The organism is Pseudomonas moorei (genome assembly GCF_008801475.1).
GTDB lineage: Bacteria > Pseudomonadota > Gammaproteobacteria > Pseudomonadales > Pseudomonadaceae > Aquipseudomonas > Aquipseudomonas moorei.
The window spans coordinates 312,337-331,996 of sequence record NZ_VZPP01000002.1 but is presented as its reverse complement, the minus strand read 5'-3'; the positions used below and the strand labels follow the sequence as shown (position 1 = coordinate 331,996).

Genomic DNA, 19,660 nt, shown 5'->3' with positions numbered 1-19,660 from the left:
GCAGGGTTACAACATCCGTTCCAGGCCAACCGTATTACTGAGCCAGGCATTGAAGTGTCGCCACCAACTGCCCGGCTCCCTGGTCAGGGTGTGCAGTTTGCCATTGTCTTCGGTGACCCAGACGAGCTGGTTTTTTTCCAGTTCCACTTTGTAGCTCAGGGGCGGCGCCATGCCTTGCAGCGCCAGTTCGCGCGCGTGTGCCGCGAGTTCCGGGCTGTCCACCAGAACGCCGACTTCGGTGTTCCACAGCACCGAGCGCGGATCGAAGTTGAACGAGCCGATGAAGGCTTTCTGCTGGTCGAAAATGATCGCTTTGCTGTGCAGGCTGGAATCGGAGCCGCGATAGGATCGGCTGTAGAATAGTTTGGGGCCGCTGCCGCCTTCGCCCGGCTGGCGGCGCAACTCGAACAATTGCACGCCATGTTCCAGCAACGCCTTGCGATACGGTGCATAACCGCCATGCACCGCCGGTACGTCCGTCGCTTCCAGGGAGTTGGTCAGCAGTCGTACTGAAACCCCGGCATCGGCGCGCCCGGTCAAGTAGACCAGCCCTGGCTGACCTGGCACGAAATAAGCCGAGACCATGATCAACTCTTTGCTGACGCCATTGAGTTCGGGCGCCAATTGCGTGGTCAGCAGCAATTGAGGGTCTGGTTCGCCATCGGCCAGCACCTTGCTTGGTGCATCCCACAACGCCTGGTTCCAGGCCCATACCAACTCTTTGCGCCAAATGTCCAGGCGCGGTTTGGTGGCGTAAGTCATCAGATGTTTATAGAGGGCGTGGTTCTCCTTTCGGGTTGCCTCCAGGGATTCTTCGAGCCGGGTCCGGGTGTTTTCCAGGTCCTTGGCGGTCGGTTTGCTGTATAGAAACCCATCGATCGGCTTGCTCAGGGCGCTGTTCCAGTACTGGTCGAAACTGTGGCCCAACTGCTCGGCGACCGGGCCCACGCCGAGCATGTCGATGTCGGTGAAGTTCAGGTTGGGTTCGGCATCGAAATACTCGTCACCCAGATTGCGGCCACCCACGATGGCCATGCTGTTGTCGGCCAGCCACAGTTTGTTATGCATGCGCCGATGTTGCTGCGACAGGTTGAACAAGCGGCCCATGGTTCGCGTCACGCCAGTGCTGCGGCCCAGATTCAGCGGGTTGAACACGCGAATCTGGATCTGTGGATGCGCCGCCAGCGTGGCGATGGTGAAGTCCAGGCCGTCACTGGTGGTATCGTCGATCAGAATACGCACGCGCACGCCACGGTCAGCGGCCTTGAGCAGTTCATTGGCCAGCATTCGTGTACTGATGCCGTCGTGAACGATGTAGTACTGCAAATCGAGACTGCGTTGCGCGTTGCGGATCAGCTCGGCGCGCGCAGTGAAGGCTTCGGTGCTGTCGGAAAGCAGGCGAAAACCGGACTGCCCTTGATGGGGCGCTGCCTGGGCCAGGACCGAGCGACCGAATGCCGAGTCACTCGCTGGCAGCGCCTGGCTCGGTTCGCGCTGTACGTCGAGGCTGGCGCAACCACCGAGAAACGAGGCCAATACAAGAGCAAGCAGGGGCTTTGTGACTCTCACGTGGGATCGTTCCGATTGGCGGCAGGTCTTGGCATATGGACGTTGGTATCCGCAGAAAGGTCAGTCGTTGAGATTGCTGGTTTCGGCCAGCAATTGGATGGCCGCCGCACCGACCTTGCGTACCGCGTCTTCGATCTGTGCTGTTGGTTTGGCAGCGTAGTTCATCCGCAGGCAATTGCGGTATTTGCCAGAGGCGGAAAAGATGCTGCCGACGGCAATCTGTACGCCCTGGTCGTGTAAGGCGCGATTCAGTTTCAGGGTGTCGAACCCTTCCGGCAGTTCAACCCACAGCATGAAGCTGCCTTGCGGACGACTGGCGCGCGTACCGGCTGGGAAGTAGCGGGTGACCCAGTCGATCATGGCGTCGCGATTGCGCTGGTATTGCGTCCGCATCCTTCGCAAATGCGGTTCGAAATGGCCGCCCTTGAGGAATTCGGCGATGGCAATCTGTGGCTGTGGCGCCGTGGAGCCAGTGCTGATGTATTTCATGTGCAGCACCCGTTCCAGGTAACGACCGGGTGCCACCCAGCCGATGCGCAGGCCAGGTGCCAACGTCTTGGAAAATGAACTGCACAGTAAGACGCGACCGTCCTCGTCGAAGGATTTGATCGTACGCGGACGCGGATAGGTGTAGGACAGTTCGCCATACACATCATCCTCGATGATCGCCACGTCGAAACGCTGTGCGAGCGTCAACAGCCCGCGTTTTCGCGACTCCGGCATGATGTAGCCCAGCGGGTTGTTGCAGTTGGGGGTCAACTGTATGGCCTTGATCGGCCATTGTTCCAATGCCAGTTCCAGCGCTTCCAGGCTGATGCCGGTGAGCGGGTCAGTGGGGATTTCCAGGGCTTTCATGCCCAGGCCCTTGAGGGTCTGCATGGCGCCGTGGAAGCTGGGTGAGTCGACCGCCACGATGTCGCCCGGCTCGCAGATCGCCCGAATGCTGGTAGACAGCGCTTCATGGCAACCGGTTGTGACCACCAGATCGCCCGGGCTCAATTGGCAGCCGGAATCGAGCATCAGGCGTGCAATCTGTTCGCGCAGCTCGATATTGCCGTGGATGTTGTCGTAATACAGGCCGGGCATGTCCTGCCGCCGACTGATCCGCGCCAGATCACGCAACAACGGTTTCATGGTCGGGCTGGTGATGTCCGGCATGCCGCGACCCAGTTGCACCACATCCTTTCGCGGTACCGCGCGGATCAGTTCCAGCACCTGATCCCATTGGGAGATATCCACAGGGCGTTGAGCCGGGCGACCAATCGCCGGCAGTTCCGGCAACTCGCGACTGACCGGCACGAAATACCCGGATTTGGGTTTTGGCGTGGCCAGTCCGTTGTCTTCCAGCATGCGATAGGCCTGCTGCACCGTGCTCAGGCTGACCCCGTGCTCAATGCTCAGTGCCCGCACCGATGGCAGCCGGTCACCCGGGCGATAGAAGCCCTGTTCGATACGCGTGCCGAGCAATTCGGCGAGGTTCACATAAAGGGTCATGGCACTGCCTCGGTGCGGGTGATTCGGTAGACCAGTACAGATGCGGTAAAAATCGACAATTCAGTGCTTCGAACGGCAATTCTGTATGGAAATAATACATCAGTGTTGAATCTGTAATGCTTTTGCTCGCCCACGCATCATGGAATCTCTGGCTACCCAAGTAAACAGGAGCAATGAAAATGAACGGCTTGAGCGATGTGCGGCTGACGTTACACAGTCAGGAACTGGCGGCAGGGCAGAATAACGGTGCGCACAGGTCAGTCATGCGCAATGCACCGATGGGCCTGAGTCGCTGGGCTCTGTTCTGGCAGCGTCTGCACACGCGCCAGGCGCTGCTGAGGCTGACACCCGAGCAGCTCAAGGATGTCGGGCTGACGCGTGAACAGGCGCGGGAGGAGGGGCTCAAGCCTTTCTGGCGGATCTGAGTTTTGCAGCGTTTTCTCCGGGCCTCTTCGCTGGCTTGCCAGCGAAGGCGTCAGAGATGACACCAAAGCCATATCAGACCCACTCTTTGAGCCGATGCCACAACATCCCCAGCGCCAGTAACGGCGAACGCAGATGCTTGCCGCCGGGGAAGGTGATGTGTGGCACCTTGGCGAACAGATCGAACCCACCGCTGTGCTGGCCGCTGATCGCTTCGGCCAGCAACTTGCCCGCCAGGTGCGTGGCATTCACGCCATGGCCGGAATAGGCCTGGGCGTAATACACATTCGGTTGGTCGTTGAGTCGACCGATTTGCGGCAAGCGGTTGGCGCCGATACCGATCATGCCGCCCCATTGGTAATCGATTTTCACGTCGGCCAGCTGCGGGAATACATCCAGCATCTTTGGCCGCATGTAGGCGGCGATGTCTTTCGGGTCTCGACCTGAGTAATGGCAGGCGCCGCCGAACAGCAAGCGTCGATCTGCCGAGAGCCGGTAGTAATCCAGCGCCACTCGCTGATCACAGACCGCCATGTTCTGCGGTAGCAGGGCGTGCGCCTGCTCCTCGCTCAACGGTTCGGTGGCGATGATGTAACTGCCGGCGGGCAGCACTTTGCCGCTGAGGTGCGGGTTTAGTTCATTGAGGTAAGCGTTGCAGCCCAGCACCAATGTCCTGGCGCGGACCGAGCCTTGGGCGGAATGAACCTTGATCTCGGGGCCGTAATCGATTCGGGTAACCGCGGACTGTTCGAATAGTTTGACGCCCAATCGCAGGGCGGCAGCCGCTTCGCCCAGTGCCAGGTTCAACGGGTGCAGGTGCCCGGAACCCATGTCGACAAGACCGCCGACGTAGCGGTCGGAGCCCACCACCGTGTGCATCTCATGGGGTTGCAGCAGGCGGGTTTCGTAGCGATAACCGAGGCTGCGCAGTTCTTCGGCGTCTTCGGCGAAGCCTTCGAGGTCGCGGGGTTTGTTGGCCAGGTCGCAGTAACCCCAGGTCAGGTCGCAGGGGATCTGAAATCGCTCGATGCGCTGTCGGACGATTTCCACCGCTTCCAGGCCCATGAGTTTCATCTGACGCACACCGTCCGCACCGATCACATTGGCGAATTGATCGAGGCCGTGCCCGACGCCGCGAATCAACTGCCCGCCATTGCGTCCGCTGGCGCCCCAGCCGATCTTGTGCGCTTCGAGCAACACCACGCTGAGGCCGCGTTCGGCCAGTTCAAGCGCCGTATTCAATCCCGAGAACCCGCCACCGACCACGCACACGTCGGCCAGCACTTCGCCCTTGAGCAGCGGATACTCCGGCTGCGGCAAGCTGCTGGCGGCATAGTAGGAGGCGGTGTGCTGGTGGTTCGAGACAGGTTGCCGAGCACGAGCAGTCATCTACGTGATCCTGATACTTGTGTTTATAAAATTTGACGGAGCATAAGCCGGACCTTCGCAGACGGGCAACATTGGTCGGTTGCTGCTGTCTGGATCTGGGCTTTTGCGTCAGAATCCCGCTCTATTCCGATATCGGTCACCGCTTCGATGAGCTGCAACAGTCAGAAAATCCGCACCCTTCGCCAGCAGATTCCCTCATTCGAGTGCGTCCCCGGCTGCCATGACTGCTGTGGCCCGGTGACAACCTCCCCGGAAGAAATGTCGCGCCTGCCGCGCAAGACCCGGGCCGAGCAGGACGCGGCGATGGAGGAACTCAACTGTGTGCACCTGGGACCGAACGGTTGCACGGTGTATGACGAGCGGCCACTGATCTGCCGATTGTTCGGCACGACCAAGAGCTTGCCGTGCCCCAACGGGCGAGGGCCGGTGGAGCTGATTCATCCGCGGGTGGAGAAGCAGGTGTTCGAATACATGGCCAGTACACGGCAGGTGTTGGTTTAAACGGCGGTGTACTTCAGCGGAACTGAGCCGACCCTGTCGCGGGCAGACCCGCTTCCACAGGTCAGCGCAACACCTGTGGGAGCGGGCTTGAACAAACTGTAAGTTTCAATCCGGAATTGGCAAACTCAAGCTCTCTTTCACCTCTTCCATCACGATGTAACTCTTGGATTCGCGCACATGGGGCAGCTTGAGCAGGATGTCGCCCAGCAGCTTGCGGTACGAGGCCATCTCGGAAATCCGCGCTTTCACCAGATAGTCGAAGTCCCCTGACACCAGATGGCATTCCAGCACGTGGGGCAGCTTCAGCACTGCGCGTCGGAACTCTTCGAAAGTGTCGCCGGATTTGTAGTCGAGACTGATCTCTACGAACACCAGAAGACTACCCTTGAGGTGTTGCGGATTGAGCCGCGCGTTGTAGCCCATGATGATCCCTTCGCGCTCCAGGCGCCGCACCCGTTCGGTACAGGGCGTGGTCGAGAGCCCGACCTTCTCCCCCAGCTCGGTGAAGGAAATACGTCCGTCCGCTTGCAGGATCCGCAGAATGTTGCGGTCGATCTTATCCAGCTCACGTTTGGTTTGAGTGTTGGTACGCATAGGGGATGCGCCTCCGTGAAAAGGGTTTTTGCCGAGAATTGTCGCCAAATATAGGCGCTTATATAGTGAAAATCACTGGCTATTCTTTTTTACACTGCGCACATCTAAAGCTCTGAACAACAAACGTCAGCGGTTAGCCGCGATGAGGGATATGAAAATGCGCGTTATGGTCTTGGGTAGCGGCGTCATCGGCACCACCAGTGCTTACTATCTGGCCCGTGCCGGGTTTGAAGTGGTGGTCGTCGACCGGCAGCCAGCTGCCGCGATGGAGACCAGTTTCGCCAACGCCGGCCAGGTTTCGCCCGGTTATGCCTCGCCGTGGGCCGCACCGGGCGTGCCGCTCAAAGCCATCAAGTGGCTGTTGCAGCGCCACGCGCCGCTGGCGATCAAAGCCACTGGCGACATCGACCAATACCTGTGGATGGCGCAAATGCTGCGCAACTGCACCGCCAGCCGTTACGCGGTGAACAAGGAGCGCATGGTCCGTCTGTCCGAGTACAGCCGTGACTGCCTCGACGAACTGCGCGCCGAAACCGGCATTGCCTACGAAGGCCGCAGCCTCGGTACGACTCAATTATTCCGCACCCAGGCCCAGCTCGACGGCGCAGCGAAAGACATCGCCGTGTTGAAAGAGTCTGGCGTGCCGTTCGAACTGCTCGACCGCGCAGGCATTGCCCGCGTTGAGCCGGCCCTGGCGAGTGTCACCGACATCCTCGCCGGTGCCTTGCGCCTGCCGAACGACCAGACCGGCGACTGCCAGATGTTCACCACCAAGCTTGCAGAGATGGCCGCGAACCTCGGCGTGCAATTCCGTTTCGGTCAGGACATCCAGCGCCTGGACTTCGCCGGCGATCGCATCAACGGTGTATGGATCGACGGCAAGCTGGAAACCGCTGACCGCTACGTCCTTGCACTCGGCAGCTACTCGCCGCAATTGCTCAAGCCTCTGGGCATCAAGGCCCCGGTGTATCCGCTCAAGGGTTACTCCCTGACCGTGCCGATCACCAACCCGGCCATGGCCCCGACCTCGACCATTCTCGACGAGACCTACAAGGTTGCGATCACCCGTTTCGACAACCGCATCCGCGTCGGCGGCATGGCTGAAATCGCCGGTTTTGACCTGTCGCTGAACCCGCGTCGGCGCGAAACCCTGGAGATGATCGTCAACGACCTCTATCCTCAGGGCGGCAATCTGGCCGAGGCCAGCTTCTGGACCGGCCTGCGTCCGACCACTCCGGATGGCACGCCAATTGTTGGTGCCACGCCGTTCAAGAATCTGTTCCTGAACACCGGTCACGGCACCCTGGGCTGGACCATGGCTTGTGGCTCCGGCCGCTTGCTGGCTGATCTGATGGCGAAGAAAAAGCCACAAATCAGTGCCGAAGGCCTCGATATTTCCCGTTATGGCAACAAAACCCAGGAGTCCGCAAAGCATGTCAATCCAGCGCCAGCTCACCAATGAGCGCATGAGTCAGATCGTCACCCACAACGGCACGGTGTATCTGGCCGGACAGGTTGGCGACGACATGAACGCCGGGATTGAACAGCAGACCCGTGAAGCCCTCGCCAACATCGAGCGTTTGCTCGATCTGGCCGGGACCGACAAAAACCGTCTGCTGTCGGTGACGATTTACCTGAAAGACATCGATGCACACTTCGCCGGCATGAATGCCGTCTGGGACCAGTGGTTGCCCAAAGGCGTCGCACCGGCCCGCGCCACCGTTGAAGCGAAGCTGTGCGAACCGGAAATCCTGGTAGAGCTGTCGGTTGTAGCCGCTCTGCCATAAGCAACTCAGAAAGATCCCTCTCCCGGCGCGACTGGCGGCTAACGTCATCAGCCTGCGCCGGTTTTTCTTCCAAACGACCGACCAGAAGTCTGCCGCCATGCGCCCTGCCCGTGCCCTGATCGACCTTCAAGCCCTGCGTCACAACTACCAAATCGCCCGTGAAGTCACGGGTGCCAAGGCCCTCGCGGTCATCAAGGCCGATGCTTACGGCCATGGCGCGGTGCGTTGCGCCCAGGCGCTGGAAGCCGAGGCAGATGGTTTTGCCGTGGCCTGCATTGAAGAAGCCCTGGAGCTTCGGGCCGCAGGCATTCGTGCGCCGGTGTTGTTGCTGGAAGGTTTTTTTGAGGCGGATGAGCTTTCGCTGATCGTCGAGCATGATTTCTGGTGCGTGGTGCATTCGCTGTGGCAACTCGAGGCGATCGAGAAGGCCGCTTTGAGCAAACCGATTGTGGTCTGGCTCAAACTCGATTCGGGCATGCATCGGGTGGGCCTGCATCCGAAGGATTACCAAGCGGCCTACCAGCGTCTGCTGGCCACTGGCAAGGTCGCGAAGATCGTGCTGATGAGCCACTTCGCCCGAGCCGATGAGTTGCACAGTCAAGCGAGCGTCGAGCAAGTCGCTGTGTTTGAAGCGGCGCGTCAGGGACTGTCGGCCGAGGTCAGCCTTCGCAACTCGCCGGCGGTGCTCGGCTGGCCGCAGGTACCGAGTGACTGGGTGCGTCCAGGCATCATGCTCTACGGTGCCACACCGTTTGAAGAAGCCAATGCCGTGGCTGCACGCCTGCAGCCGGTGATGACCCTTGAATCGAAAGTGATCAGCGTGCGTGAACTGCCGGCCGGCGAGCCGATTGGTTATGGCGCCAAATTCATTACCCAGAAACCGATGCGCGTGGGCGTGGTGGCCATGGGGTACGCCGACGGCTACCCGCGCCTGGCACCGACCGGCACCCCAGTGTTGGTCGCGGGGCAGCGTAGCCAGTTGATCGGCCGTGTGTCGATGGACATGCTGTGCATCGACCTGACCGATGTGCCGCAAGCGGGACTGGGTTCGACCGTGGAGTTGTGGGGCAAGAACATCCTGGCCAGCGACGTGGCCATCGCAGCAGGCACGATTCCTTACCAGATCTTCTGCAACCTGCGCCGGGTGCCACTGCTCTATTCCGGGAGCTAGGGCCAGACAGGCCGGACCGGAAGTTGTCTCGCCGAACAGGATTCAGGTCAAAGTGTTGTAAATACTGAACGCTGTCGCCATGATAACGCTCATTATTCCAACAACCTGAATTCCTGGAGGCTCCAGCATTGGACGTCGGTGAGCGACTGCAATCAATCCGTAAGCTCAAAGGACTTTCCCAGCGTGAGCTCGCCAAACGTGCGGGCGTCACCAACAGCACCATTTCGATGATCGAGAAGAACAGTGTCAGCCCCTCGATCAGCTCGCTGCGCAAAGTGTTGGGCGGGATTCCCATGTCCATGGTCGAGTTCTTTTCCGAAGAAATCCTGCAGGAAAAACCGGCTCAGATCGTATACAAAGCTAACGAACTGATCGATATTTCCGATGGTGCAGTGACCATGAAACTGGTTGGCCGGGCACACCCGAGTCGGGCTATCACGTTCCTCACTGAAATCTACCCGCCCGGCGCCGATACCGGTGAAGAGATGCTCACCCATGAGGGCGAGGAAACCGGCATTTTGGTGGAAGGGCGTCTGGAACTGGTGGTCGGACTCGAAACATTTGTGCTCGAAGCGGGCGATAGCTACTACTTTGAAAGTACCAAGCCGCATCGTTTCCGTAATCCGTTCGATGCGCCGGCGCGACTAATCAGCGCAGCTACACCGGCGAATTTTTAAGCAAAGAGGCGCCCTGCCAGCACGGCCGAGGCACCCGAGCTGTTTTACCGTTGCGCAACAAGACCCCTTCGACTTTGGGGTTGTTTCAGTGTCGCGGGCTTACCGCTATACTTGCGCCCGCCTGCGAACCGTGGCCGTAGGCGTGACTAGCCACCATTGAGGGTGAACGCGTGAATCTAATTATGAAAATGCTGGCCGTACCAGCAACCGTATTGGCCCTCTGGGCTGTCAGCGCTCAAGCTGCGACCAACGACGAAATTGCCAAGCGCCTTGAGCCAGTCGGCCAGGTTTGCGTACAGGGTAAAGAGTGCAAGGGCATGGAAGTCGCCGCCTCTGCCGGCGGCGGTGGCGGTGCCAAGACGCCTGATGAAGTGATTGCAAAACATTGCAACGCTTGCCACGGTACCGGCCTGCTGGGCTCACCAAAAATCGGTGATACCGCCGCCTGGAAAGACCGTGCCGATCACCAGGGCGGCCTGGACGGCATCCTGGCCAAAGCCATTACCGGTATCAACTCGATGCCGCCTAAAGGCACCTGCGCCGATTGCTCCGACGCCGAGCTCAAAGGCGCGATCCAGAAGATGTCCGGCCTGAAATAAGGCGCCGCATCTTTCGCAAAAAACCGTCTCAGGACGGTTTTTTTGTGCCTGCTGATCGCCGCCACCCCCTGTAGGAGCGAGCTTGCTCGCGATGGTTTCGAAGGCGCCGAGGCGTGTCAGGTTCACCAGGTTATCGTTGACGACCATCGCGAGCTCGCTCCTACAGGGTTTTGTGTTTCTAGCGGGCTGTTCTTTGCAGCCAAGACCCGGCAAGCTCAGTCCAACCCCACGTCATGGAATGTAAGGGAGGTTCGGATGGTTCAGCTGTGTTCTATCGAGCAAGCGGTTGATGACGTGTTGGCGCGGTTGCCGGCGCATATTCACATGGGCCTGCCTTTGGGCCTGGGCAAGCCCAATCACTTCGTTAACGCGTTGTACCAACGTGTCGCGCAAATGCCGGAGCGGCGACTGACGATCTACACCGCGCTGTGCCTGGGACGCCCTGCGTTGGGCGATGGATTGCAAAAGCGCTTCCTCGAACCTTTCACCGAACGGGTTTTCGGCGACTATCCGGAACTGGATTTTCTTGCCGATCTGCGTCGCGACAGCCTGCCGGGAAACATCCATATCCAGCAGTTCTTCATGCAGCCCGGCAGCCTGCTACACAGTGCGTGCGCGCAACAGGACTATGTCAGCAGCAACTACAGCCATGCCGCGCGGGACATCAACGCCGCCGGGTTGAACCTGGTTGCACAGTTGGTGGCCAGTCATGCCGAGCACCCGGACCGTTTGAGCCTGAGCTGCAACCCGGACATCACCCTCGACCTGTTGCCGATGATCGCCAAGCGCCGGGCTGCCGGGGAAACGATCCTGATGCTCGGCCAGGTGCACAACGATTTGCCCTACATGCCCGGTGATGCCGAAGTCGCCATCGATACGTTTGACCTGTTGATCGACGCGAAGGACAGCACCACGCTGTTCTCCACGCCGAACATGCCAGTGGGGTTCCAGGATCACTTCATCGGTTTGCACGCCAGCACGCTGGTCCGCGATGGCGGCACCTTGCAGATCGGCATCGGCGCCATGGGCGATGCGCTGACCGCTGCGTTGCTGGCGCGGCAGGCCGATAACAGCGGCTACAAGGCGCTGTTGGCGGATCTGAATCTGAGCCAGTGGGCACAATTGATCGAGCGCGAAGGCGGCACCGAGCCGTTCGCCAAAGGCCTTTACGGTTGCAGCGAAATGTTCGTCAACGGCCTGCTGGTGCTGGCGGATGCCGGGATCGTGCGGCGCAAGGTCTACCCGGATGTGCCGACTCAGCAACAGGCGAATGCCGGCACTCTGGACGAAGCGACACAGACTGACGGCATTTCGGTGCATGGCGGCTTCTTTCTCGGGCCGCGCAGTTTCTATGAGCGCTTGCGTGAATTGCCACAAGGCAAGCGACTCGAATTCAACATGACCCGCATCAGCTACATCAACGAACTCTACGGCCAGGAAGAATTGAAGCGCTTGCAGCGCCTCGATGCACGGTTCATCAACACCGCATTCACCATGACCTTGCTTGGTGCAGGCGTGGCGGATCAACTGGAGGACGGACGTGTGCTCAGCGGAGTGGGCGGGCAATACAACTTCGTTGCCCAGGGTCATGCGCTGCAGGGTGCGCGCTCGATACTGTTGCTGCGCAGCTGGCGCGAGTCGGGTGGCGAGGTCAGTTCCAACATGGTTTGGGAGTATGGTCACTGCACGATTCCACGGCATTTGCGCGACATCGTCGTCACCGAGTACGGCATCGCCGATCTGCGGGGCAAGACCGATGCGGCAGTGATTGAAGCGTTGTTGAATATCAGCGACTCACGTTTCCAGCCGGGGCTGATCGAGCAAGCGCAGAAGGTCGGCAAATTACCGAAGGATTTCCGCCTTGATCCGCGTTTCACCGACAACCGTCCGCAACGTTTGCAGGCGATTCAGGCGCGGCATCCGCATTTGTTTCCGGAGTATCCGTTGGGCTGTGATTTCACTGGCGTGGAGCGGGATGTGTTGCGGGCGCTGAATTGGCTCAAGAGCAAATTCAAACTGAGCGAGATTCTGGAACTGGGCAAGGCTGCGCTGGATGCGCCGGAGCCAGCGGCGTTTCCTGAGCATCTGGAGCGCATGCAGCTGACCAAACCTGAAGGATTGAAAGAGGATTTGTATCAGCGGTTGTTGCTTGCGGGCCTCAAGGCCACCGCTCCCTGACGGATAGCCGAAAACCACTGTGGGAGTAAGCTCGCTCCCACAGGTATTGCAGTGTTCGGACGTTACTCGATGAAGGTCACGACGCCGCCGGCGAGGGATTTCACGCGAGCCAGGGACTCGACGCGATAACCCTGTGCATCCAGTTCTGCACGACCGCCCTGGAACGATTTCTCGATCACGATCCCCAGGCCTGCGACGGTGGCGCCGGCCTGCTTGATGATCGAAATCAGCGCCTGGGACGCCTTACCGTTGGCCAGGAAGTCGTCGATGATCAGTACGCGGTCGCTGCTGGTCAGGTGGCGCGGGGAGATCGCCACGGTGCTTTCGGTCTGCTTGGTGAACGAGTACACGGTCGCCGACAGCAGGTTTTCGGTCAGGGTCAGGGACTGGTGCTTGCGGGCGAAAATCACCGGTACGCCAAGGTTCAGGCCCGTCATGATCGCCGGGGCGATGCCCGAGGCTTCGATGGTGACGATCTTGGTAATGCCCGAGTCCTTGAACAGCGTGGCGAATTCGTCGCCGATCAGCTTCATCAGGGCGGGGTCGATCTGGTGGTTCAGAAAGGCGTCGACCTTCAGAACCTGGTCGGAAAGCACGATGCCTTGTTCGCGAATTTTCTGGTGCAGTGCTTCCATGAAGCTGTCCTCTATTGGCGTCTTTTGCGCCGAAGGTCTAATTAAAGGGGTCAATTCTAGCGCTTTAACATGGCGCGTATATCCGCCAGTGCGCTATTGCCGCGAACGGCTTTGACTTCGGTCGGGGTGTCGTCGTTGCCTTCCCAGGCCAGGTCGTCCGGCGGCAGTTCATCGAGGAAGCGGCTCGGTGCGCAGTCGATGATCTCGCCGTATTGCTTGCGCTTGGCGGCGAAAGTGAAGGCCAGGGTCTGACGTGCGCGGGTAATCCCCACGTAGGCCAGGCGACGTTCTTCTTCGATGGTGTCGGCTTCGATGCTGGAGCGGTGCGGGAGGATTTCCTCTTCCATACCCATGATGAACACGTAGGGGAATTCCAGGCCCTTGGAGGCGTGCAGGGTCATCATCTGAACACCTTCGGCACCGTCTTCCTCTTCCTGCTGACGCTCCAGCATGTCGCGCAGCACCAGCTTGCCGATGGCGTCTTCGACGGTCATTTCGCCGTCTTCGTCTTTTTCCAGGGTGTTCTTCAGCGCCTCGATCAGGAACCAGACGTTACCCATGCGGTAATCAGCGGCCTTGTCGCTGGAGCTGTTGGTGCGCAGCCAGTTCTCGTAGTCGATGTCCATGACCATGCTGCGCAGGGCCGAGATCGGGTCTTCGCCGGCGCATTGCTCGCGCACCTTGTCCATGAAGCGCTTGAAGCGCGACAGGCGATCGGTGAAGCGCGAATCCAGGTGCTCGCCCAGGCCGATTTCGTCGGTGGCGGCGTACATCGAGATTTTTCGCTCGGTGGCGTAGTTGCCCAGCTTCTCCAACGTCGTCGAACCGATTTCCCGACGTGGAACGTTGATCACCCGCAGGAAGGCGTTGTCGTCGTCCGGGTTCACGATCAGGCGGAAGTAGGCCATCAGGTCTTTCACTTCCTGGCGTCCGAAAAAACTGTTGCCGCCAGACAGGCGATACGGCACCTGGTGGTGCTGCAACTTCAGCTCGATCAGCTTGGCCTGGTAGTTACCGCGATACAGGATGGCGAAATCGCTGTAAGGGCGGTCGGTGCGCAAGTGCAGGCTGAGGATTTCCACGGCCACGCGCTCGGCTTCGGCGTCTTCGTTGCGGCAGCGGATCACGCGGATCTCGTCGCCGTGGCCCATTTCACTCCACAGCTGCTTTTCGAATTCGTGGGGGTTGTTGGAAATCAGCACGTTGGCGCAGCGCAAGATGCGGCTGGTGGAGCGATAGTTCTGCTCCAGCATCACCACTTTCAACGATGGGTAGTCGTCCTTGAGCAGCATCAGGTTTTCCGGGCGCGCGCCGCGCCAGGCATAGATCGACTGGTCGTCGTCACCTACCACGGTGAACTGGTTGCGCTTGCCGATGAGCATTTTCACCAGCAGGTACTGGCTGGCGTTGGTGTCCTGGTATTCGTCCACCAGTAGGTAGCGCACCTTGTTCTGCCACTTTTCCAGGATGTCGGCGTGTTCTTCGAACAGCTTCACCGGCAGCAGGATCAAATCGTCGAAATCCACCGCGTTGAACGCCTTGAGCGTGCGCTGGTAGTGGGTGTAGACGATAGCGGCGGTCTGTTCCTTGGGGTTGCGCGCGTTTTCCAGGGCCTGGGGCGGCAGGATCAGGTCGTTCTTCCAGGCACCGATCATGTTCTTGATCTCGTCGACGCCGTCGTCGCCCGAGTATTCCTTCTGCATGATGTCGGTCATCAGGGCCTTGACGTCGGCCTCGTCGAAGATCGAGAAGCCCGGTTTATAGCCCAGCCGCACGTGTTCCTTGCGGATGATGTTCAGGCCCAGGTTGTGGAAGGTACAGACCGTCAGGCCGCGGCCTTCACCAGCGCGCAGCAGCGTGCCGACCCGTTCCTTCATCTCGCGCGCCGCCTTGTTGGTAAAGGTCATGGCGACGATGTACTGGGCGCGGATGCCACAGTTCTGGATCAAGTGTGCGATCTTGCGCGTGATCACACTGGTCTTGCCGGACCCAGCGCCGGCGAGCACCAAAAGAGGGCCGCCGACGTAGCTCACGGCTTCTTGCTGCCGGGGATTGAGTCGGGACATACGTAAATTCAGGAGTCAGGACGAAATGGGCCGGCATTTTAACAGGCTCAGCGATTTGTGCTGCTCTCTCCGACTTGTGACGTATAACGCGATCTCTATTTGCCGGTTTTGTTACTTTCACGCAGGATGCGCGAGGAAATTGCGTCTAATGTTCGTAATTCCGGATACAAAGGCCTCGTTTTGATAACTGATGTCATTGGTCATTAGTTATCGGCACGGCATAATGCCCATCGCCTACATCTTTGCAGAGTCTAGGGAGCTAGCTTGTCTACGCCTGTCGAACCCTTGCGTTTGCTGCTACTGGCCGAAGAGCCGGCGTGGGCAGCGTTGTTGCGCGAGTGTCTGGCTCCGATGGGGAGCTCGGCCGTGCTCATCAGCGCGCCGAGTTGGGAGTCGGTCAGCAGTCTGTTCGACGACAACCGCAGCGCGGTGTTGTTGACGATCCCGGCTCTTCAGCCGGCGCCTGGCCGTTGCTGTCTGCCGACGGTTTTGCTGCTTGAGCATGAACCGCTGACGCCACCCGACGGTGTGAGTGACTGGCTGGTACGCGACCATCTCGACCCGGGCATGCTGCGCCGGTGCCTGCGGCATGTGCGCGAGCGCGGGGTACTGGAAAACACCCTGCAGCGTCTCGCCGAACAAGACCCTTTGACCGGCATTGCCAATCGTCAGGGCTTCCAGACATTGTTGACGGCCCGATTGGCCGAAAACGAAGGGCGTGGCCTGGCGCTGGGCCACCTCGATCTCGACAACTTCCGTCACGCCAATGATGCCCTTGGCCACCAGGCCGGTGACCGGTTGATTCTGCAAGTGGTCGCGCGGCTCAAAAGCCAGCTTGAGGCCGGCGATCAACTGGCACGGCTGGGCAGTGATGAATTCGCCTTGCTGATCGACACCCGCCGCGCCCCTCAGCGCGCCGAGTGGATGGCCGAGCGCATCACCGAAGCGCTGGCCGAGCCGTATTGGGTCGATGGCGAAAGCCTGTTGATCGGCTCCAGCCTGGGTATCGCCCACGCTCGGGCCCAGGCCGGTGCCGACCCGTTGATGTGGCACGCACACATCGCCATGCAGCAGGCCAAGAGCACACAGGGCTGTACCTTTCATATCTTCAACGAGCGCATCAACCGCAATGCCCGCAGCATCGCCGACCTCGAAAGCGAACTGCGCCGGGCATTGCGCCGCGATGAGCTGGAACTGCATTACCAGCCACGCCTGAACCTTGAGGACGGGCAGATCGTCGGCCTCGAGGCATTGGTGCGCTGGCGTCATGGCGAGCGTGGCTTGCTGCCGCCGAGTGAATTCGTGCCGCTGGCCGAGCAAAGCGGCTTGATCGTGCCACTGGGCTACTGGGTGATTTCCCGGGCCTTGCGCGACATGCAGGCCCTGCGTGAGCGCGGCTTGCCGCCGTTGCACATGGCGATCAATCTGTCGTTCAGGCAGTTTCAGGACAGCCAGTTGCTCTCGACCCTTAGCCGGCTGATTGCCGAACGTGGCGTCGAGGCGCAGTGGCTGGAGTTCGAATTGACCGAAACCGCGGTCATGCGCCGCAGTGATCTGGTCAAGCAGACCATGGACGCCCTGGGGCGCCTGGGGGTGCGTTTCTCCCTCGACGATTTCGGTACCGGGTTCTCGTCGTTCGTACACCTCAACAGCCTGCCGATTACCTTGCTCAAGATCGACAAGAGCTTCGTCGGCGGCATGGAGCAGCGGGAAGAGAATCGCAAACTGGTCCACGCCATGATCAACCTGGCGCACAACCTCAACCTCGAAGTCGTCGCCGAAGGGGTGGAAACCCCGGAGCAACTGGAGCTGTTGCGCGGGTTTGATTGCGATCAGGTGCAGGGTTATCTGATCAGCAAGCCGTTGGCCCTGGCGGATCTGGTGGACTACCTGACGTTTGATTCCAGCCAGCAGGCGATGCTGGAAGTGGTGAGCTGACCGCGAATAATAGGCTGCCACGGAGCCCTGCAGGAGCGAGCTTGCTCGCGATGAACGACAACGATAATGCCGGTTGGCAGGTGCCCCGCGGCGTTTTCAGGTTTATCGCGAGCAAGCTCACTCCTACAAGGGATCTCAGTCAGTCTGAGCAAACCCGAAGCGCTGCTCTGATGTCGTGTCCTGCCGAATCATTCGCTTCATCTTCCACTCGAACGCCAGCGTCAAACTCACCGCCGAGCACGCCAGGCCCAGCGCCAGGCCCCACCAGACGCCCGTCGGCCCCCATTGCAAGTCGAACGCCATCCACCACGCCGCAGGCGCGCCGATCAGCCAATAGCAAGCCAGACCGACCAGGAATGTGGTCTTGGCGTCCTTGAGTCCACGAATGCAGCCCATGGCGATGGTTTGCGTACCGTCGAACAGTTCGAACCACGCTGCGACCGCCAACAGGCTCACCGCCAAGTGGATGACGTCGCGAAACGCCGGGTCGTTGTGGTCAAGAAACAGGCCCACCAACTGGTTCGGCAACAGCCAGAACACCATCGCGAAACACAGCATCGCCGCGGCACCGAAAGCGAGGCCGACCCGGCCAGCCAGTCGTGCATCGAGCAGTTGCCCGGCACCGTAGTGCTGGCCGATGCGCATGGTGATCGCGTAGGAAATCCCCGCCGGTACCATGAACGCCACCGAGACGATCTGCAGGGCGATCTGGTGTGCGCCCAATTGCGTGCTGCCCATGGTGCCCATGCACAGCGCCGCGAAGGCAAACAGCCCGACCTCCACCGCGTAAGTGCCGCCAATCGGCAGGCCCAGGCGCCATAGCTCTTTCAGGTACTGTCGGTTGAGCCGCAGCAGGCCCTGACGCAGCGGATAGGCGTCGTAAGCCGGGTGCCGGCGAATATGCAGCGCCAATACCAGGGCCATGAGGTTGGCGACAATCGCCGTGACCAGGCCAATACCCATCAGCCCCAGTTTAGGCAGGCCAAACATGCCGGTAATCAAGGCGTAGTTGAGCAGGAAGTTCGCCACCGTACCGCCCAGGCTGATCACCATCACTGGCGTCGCACGGCCGATGGCGCTGGTGAAGCCACGCAGGGCCATGAAGCTCAGATAGCCGGGGAGGGCGAACGGCAGAAAGATCAGGAACTGCCCGGCCGACTGGACGTTGCTTTCAGTCTGGCCGAACAGCAGCAGCACCGGTTTCAGATTCCACAACAGCAGTCCGGCGACCAGCGCCATCAGCCACGCCAGCCACAACCCGGCCTGGGTCAACCGGGTCGCGCCGAGGATGTCGCCGGCACCCTGACGGATCGCCACCAGGGTGCCGACTGCCGCAATGACGCCAATGCAGAAAATGGACACGAACGAATAGGTCGCCGCGCCGAGCCCGCCGCCGGCCAGTGCCTCGGGGCTCAGGCGCGCCATCATCAAGGTGTCGGTGAGGACCATCAACATGTGCGCCAACTGCGAGGCAATCAACGGCCCCGCCAGCCGCAGGATGGCCCAGAGTTCAATACGCGCTGGATGCTGCATGGTCATCACGCTCGTTTATCAAAGAGGACAGGAAAGCGTCGATTCTCGGCGCTCTGGACGGAATGCACAAAGGGATAAAAAGGATGGGTGGCATGATTCAAACTCATGCTAGAGAGTTTCTGCTAGGGTGGCCAAATCCCGCTGTAGGAGCTTTCCCAATGTCACGTCGTCTCCCTCCCTTGTATGCCTTGCGCGCATTCGAAGCTGCGGCGCGGCACAGTTCGTTCACACGAGCGGCCGAAGAACTGTCGATCACGCAGAGTGCGGTCAGCCGGCACATTCGTACGCTCGAAGAGCACTTTGCCTGTCGCCTGTTTCATCGCAGTGGCCGTCATCTGCAACTGACCGAGTCGGCGCGCTTGCTATTACCGGGCATCCGCGAGGGCTTCACCGCCCTGGAGCGCGCCTGTAACACCCTGCGCGCCGAAGACGACATCCTGCGCATGAAAGCCCCGTCGACCCTGACCATGCGCTGGTTGCTGGCGCGCCTGAGTCGCTTCCGCCATTTGCAACCGGGCAACGAGGTGCAATTGACCAGCGCCTGGATGGATGTCGATTCTGTGGATTTCAACGAGGAGCCGTTCGACTGCGCGGTATTGCTGAGCAACGGGCACTTCCCGCCGGATTGGGAGGCGAGTTACCTGTTTCCCGAGGAACTGATTCCAGTGGGCGCGCCCAACCTGCCGAATGATCAGCCTTGGGATGCGGCGCGGCTGGCAAACACCGAGTTGCTGCACCCGACACCGGACCGCCGCGACTGGCGTAACTGGCTGGAGCGCATGGGCCTGGCCGATCAAGTGTCGCTCAAGGGTGGCCAGGTGTTCGATACGCTGGAACTGGGCATGATCGCGGCCGCCCGCGGCTACGGCGTGTCCATGGGCGATCTGCTGATGGTGGCGGAAGATGTGGCACAGGGACGCTTGAGCCTGCCATGGCCAACCGCTGTCGCAAGCGGCGAGCGTTATTACCTGGTCTGGCCGAAAACCCGCCCCGGTGGCGAGCGCATGCGTCGGCTCAGCGACTTCTTGCAAAGTGAGGTCCGGGCGATGGAGTTGCCGGATGTCGAGCACTTGAGCTGAATCGATAGAGCCTCAACGGCGACGGGC

Annotated in this window: 17 protein-coding genes; 10 read left to right on the top strand and 7 right to left on the bottom strand. The window is 60.2% G+C overall.

Annotated features, from left to right (window positions below):
- Positions 1-6: 6 nt before the first annotated feature.
- On the bottom strand, positions 7-1,569 hold the full coding sequence (locus F7R06_RS04495) for a phospholipase D family protein (protein WP_090326601.1): 1,563 nt from the start codon (positions 1,567-1,569) through the stop codon (positions 7-9).
- Between the two features lie 60 nt (positions 1,570-1,629).
- Positions 1,630-3,063 carry an aminotransferase-like domain-containing protein gene (locus F7R06_RS04490; protein ID WP_090326599.1) on the bottom strand — a complete coding sequence of 478 codons (1,434 nt, stop codon included), beginning with the start codon at positions 3,061-3,063 and terminating at the stop codon, positions 1,630-1,632.
- A gap of 179 nt (positions 3,064-3,242) precedes the next feature.
- Between F7R06_RS04490 and F7R06_RS04485 the strand changes: the two genes are divergently transcribed.
- Positions 3,243-3,488 carry a DUF1127 domain-containing protein gene (locus tag F7R06_RS04485; protein WP_090326597.1) on the top strand — a complete coding sequence of 82 codons (246 nt, stop codon included), beginning with the start codon at positions 3,243-3,245 and terminating at the stop codon, positions 3,486-3,488.
- Between the two features lie 73 nt (positions 3,489-3,561).
- Here the strand turns inward: F7R06_RS04485 and F7R06_RS04480 are convergent, their stop codons facing one another.
- On the bottom strand, positions 3,562-4,875 hold the full coding sequence (locus F7R06_RS04480; RefSeq protein ID WP_090326594.1) for an NAD(P)/FAD-dependent oxidoreductase: 1,314 nt from the start codon (positions 4,873-4,875) through the stop codon (positions 3,562-3,564).
- 147 nt (positions 4,876-5,022) lie between these two features.
- Here F7R06_RS04480 and F7R06_RS04475 point away from each other — a divergent pair, with 147 nt between their 5' ends.
- Entirely contained in the window at positions 5,023-5,376 is a 354-nt protein-coding gene (locus F7R06_RS04475) for a YkgJ family cysteine cluster protein (RefSeq protein WP_090326591.1), read from the top strand.
- Between the two features lie 105 nt (positions 5,377-5,481).
- Here F7R06_RS04475 and F7R06_RS04470 read toward each other — a convergent pair whose 3' ends face one another.
- Positions 5,482-5,970 carry an Lrp/AsnC ligand binding domain-containing protein gene (locus F7R06_RS04470; RefSeq protein ID WP_003177284.1) on the bottom strand — a complete coding sequence of 163 codons (489 nt, stop codon included), beginning with the start codon at positions 5,968-5,970 and terminating at the stop codon, positions 5,482-5,484.
- Positions 5,971-6,127: 157 nt separating this feature from the next.
- Between F7R06_RS04470 and dadA the strand changes: the two genes are divergently transcribed.
- The 6 genes from dadA (at position 6,128) to F7R06_RS04440 (ending at position 12,382) form a co-directional block, all read left to right on the top strand.
- Entirely contained in the window at positions 6,128-7,432 is a 1,305-nt protein-coding gene (dadA, locus tag F7R06_RS04465; RefSeq protein WP_090327608.1) for a D-amino acid dehydrogenase, read from the top strand.
- Complete coding sequence (locus tag F7R06_RS04460) at positions 7,404-7,757, top strand: RidA family protein (RefSeq protein ID WP_090326589.1); 354 nt, start codon at positions 7,404-7,406, stop codon at positions 7,755-7,757. Before dadA ends, F7R06_RS04460 begins: the two co-directional genes overlap by 29 nt.
- 97 nt (positions 7,758-7,854) lie before the next feature.
- Complete coding sequence (alr, locus tag F7R06_RS04455) at positions 7,855-8,928, top strand: alanine racemase (RefSeq protein WP_090326587.1); 1,074 nt, start codon at positions 7,855-7,857, stop codon at positions 8,926-8,928.
- Positions 8,929-9,056: 128 nt separating this feature from the next.
- Positions 9,057-9,605, top strand: a complete 549-nt coding sequence (locus F7R06_RS04450) for a cupin domain-containing protein (protein WP_090326586.1) — start codon at positions 9,057-9,059, stop codon at positions 9,603-9,605.
- A gap of 182 nt (positions 9,606-9,787) precedes the next feature.
- Positions 9,788-10,204 (top strand): c-type cytochrome, encoded by a 417-nt coding sequence (locus F7R06_RS04445; RefSeq protein ID WP_090326582.1) that lies wholly within the window; start codon positions 9,788-9,790, stop codon positions 10,202-10,204.
- Positions 10,205-10,459: 255 nt separating this feature from the next.
- On the top strand, positions 10,460-12,382 hold the full coding sequence (locus F7R06_RS04440; RefSeq protein WP_090326580.1) for an acetyl-CoA hydrolase/transferase C-terminal domain-containing protein: 1,923 nt from the start codon (positions 10,460-10,462) through the stop codon (positions 12,380-12,382).
- A 62-nt stretch (positions 12,383-12,444) separates the two neighbouring features.
- On the opposite strand, the gene F7R06_RS04435 is transcribed toward F7R06_RS04440, so the two are convergent.
- Both F7R06_RS04435 and rep read right to left on the bottom strand, forming a co-directional pair.
- Positions 12,445-13,017 (bottom strand): xanthine phosphoribosyltransferase, encoded by a 573-nt coding sequence (locus tag F7R06_RS04435; protein WP_090326577.1) that lies wholly within the window; start codon positions 13,015-13,017, stop codon positions 12,445-12,447.
- A gap of 56 nt (positions 13,018-13,073) precedes the next feature.
- A complete protein-coding gene (rep, locus tag F7R06_RS04430; RefSeq protein WP_090326575.1) occupies positions 13,074-15,083 on the bottom strand; it encodes a DNA helicase Rep in 2,010 nt (669 codons plus the stop codon).
- Between the two features lie 264 nt (positions 15,084-15,347).
- Between rep and F7R06_RS04425 the strand changes: the two genes are divergently transcribed.
- Positions 15,348-17,021, top strand: a complete 1,674-nt coding sequence (locus F7R06_RS04425; RefSeq protein WP_090326572.1) for a putative bifunctional diguanylate cyclase/phosphodiesterase — start codon at positions 15,348-15,350, stop codon at positions 17,019-17,021.
- 135 nt (positions 17,022-17,156) lie between these two features.
- Here the strand turns inward: F7R06_RS04425 and F7R06_RS04420 are convergent, their stop codons facing one another.
- A complete protein-coding gene (locus F7R06_RS04420; protein ID WP_090327604.1) occupies positions 17,157-18,554 on the bottom strand; it encodes a NorM family multidrug efflux MATE transporter in 1,398 nt (465 codons plus the stop codon).
- Positions 18,555-18,712: 158 nt separating this feature from the next.
- Here F7R06_RS04420 and F7R06_RS04415 point away from each other — a divergent pair, with 158 nt between their 5' ends.
- A complete protein-coding gene (locus tag F7R06_RS04415; RefSeq protein WP_090326571.1) occupies positions 18,713-19,633 on the top strand; it encodes a LysR substrate-binding domain-containing protein in 921 nt (306 codons plus the stop codon).
- Positions 19,634-19,660: the final 27 nt, after the last annotated feature.